Source organism: Acidithiobacillus sp. TH-A36 (assembly GCF_057473445.1).
Window position 1 is genome coordinate 1 of record NZ_JBYCKP010000471.1, and the last position, 1,633, is coordinate 1,633.

The 1,633-nt window shown below is 56.5% G+C and carries 2 protein-coding genes; both read left to right on the top strand.

Annotation, left to right across the window (positions count from 1 at the left end):
- A partial coding sequence (locus AC2VLY_RS12130) for a toprim domain-containing protein (protein WP_486922356.1) occupies nucleotides 1-899 on the top strand: 899 nt, incomplete at its 5' end.
- A gap of 38 nt (nucleotides 900-937) precedes the next feature.
- On the top strand, nucleotides 938-1,633 hold a 696-nt coding region (locus AC2VLY_RS12135; protein ID WP_486892005.1), incomplete at its 3' end, for a DNA gyrase subunit A.

The following is a 1,633-nucleotide window of genomic DNA, read 5'->3' on the forward strand; positions in this document are numbered from 1 at the left end:
TTATGGTGCAGACCATTCGCGATCCTCTGGATTTGTGGCTGAACAGCCATCCCGAGGCGGGCAGGGCCATTGTCGAGCAGGCTATTCAGAGCGCACAGCTGCGCAGTCGCGTGGCGCAAAAGATAGAACGTAAGAAAGGCTCGGGTTTGGCGACCTTGCCGGGCAAGCTGACAGATTGCGAAAGTGAGGATATTCAACGCAATGAACTGTTTCTGGTAGAAGGAGATTCTGCGGGGGGGTCTGCCAAAGCGGCTCGTGATAAAGAATATCAGGCGCTTTTACCGCTCCGGGGCAAGGTGCTGAATACCTGGGAGGTGGATGCAGACCTGATTTTCAAAAATCAGGAAGTCCACAATATGGCCGTGGCACTGGGTATTGAGCCGCATGGTGTCGCGGCGGATCCTGAGCAGGTGCTGGCGGGGTTGCGCTACGGCAAAATCATGATTCTCTCTGATGCGGATGTGGATGGGAGTCATATTCAGGTGCTGATTTTAACGCTGTTTCTGCGCCATTTTCCGGCACTGCTCAGACGTGGGCATGTATTTGTGGTGAAGCCGCCCCTGTATCGGGTAGATGCTACCTGGCGCGGCAAGGCCCGCAAAATCTATTGTGAAGCTGAAGCAGAGCGGGATGTGGCCATGGATCGTCTTCGCGCAGAAGGCGTCAATGAGTCTGCTATTGCGGTGCAGCGTTTCAAGGGCCTGGGCGAGATGAATCCGGATCAACTCTGGGAAACGGCCATGTGTCCCGACACCCGGTCTCTGGTGCCCTTGACCATGTCGCTATCTGATCAGGCTGCTCTCCATGAACGCTTCAGTCTGCTCATGAGCAAACAGTCGGCGGGCGGGCGTCGGGAATGGATGGAAAGAGATGGCTGGACGGCCGATCTGGATATTTGAGGAGATAACTGTGGTGGATGTTCAGAAAGGAATCCCGCATGAGTAATACCCTGGACTTGTTTGATGGCTTGAATCCTGAGCCGGCATCCAGCCCGCCAAACGAGCCCCCGCTGCCGACTGCAGAAGGGGGGAACCCCGAGGACCCTTCACCGCCTCTTGCGGAATATGCCGCCAAAGCCTACCTGGCATACGCGATGAGCGTCGTGACCGGGCGCGCCATTCCCGCGCTTGCCGACGGACAAAAGCCGGTGCAAAGACGCATTTTATATGCCATGCGCGATATGGGCCTGCAGCGTTCTCCCAAACACGTCAAATCTGCCCGGGTGGTGGGTGAGGTGATCGGCAAGTGGCATCCCCATGGGGACAGTTCTGTATATGATGCCATGGTGCGCATGGCGCAGCATTTTACCTTGCGTTATCCCGTGGTGGATGGACAGGGTAATTTTGGTTCTCTGGATGGTGATTCTGCTGCAGCCATGCGCTACACCGAAGCCAATCTGACCCCCATCTCCGAGTTGTTGCTGGGTGAAATTGATGAGGGCACCGTCGATTTCCGCAGTAATTATGATGGTACCCTGGAAGAACCGGTGACGCTTCCTGCGCGCCTGCCATTTTTGTTGATGAATGGTGCCTCCGGCATTGCCGTCGGCATGGCGACAGAAATCCCGCCCCATAATCTGCGCGAGCTGGGGGCCGTTTGCGCGCAGTTGGCAGCAAATCCGGAGACGTCGGAT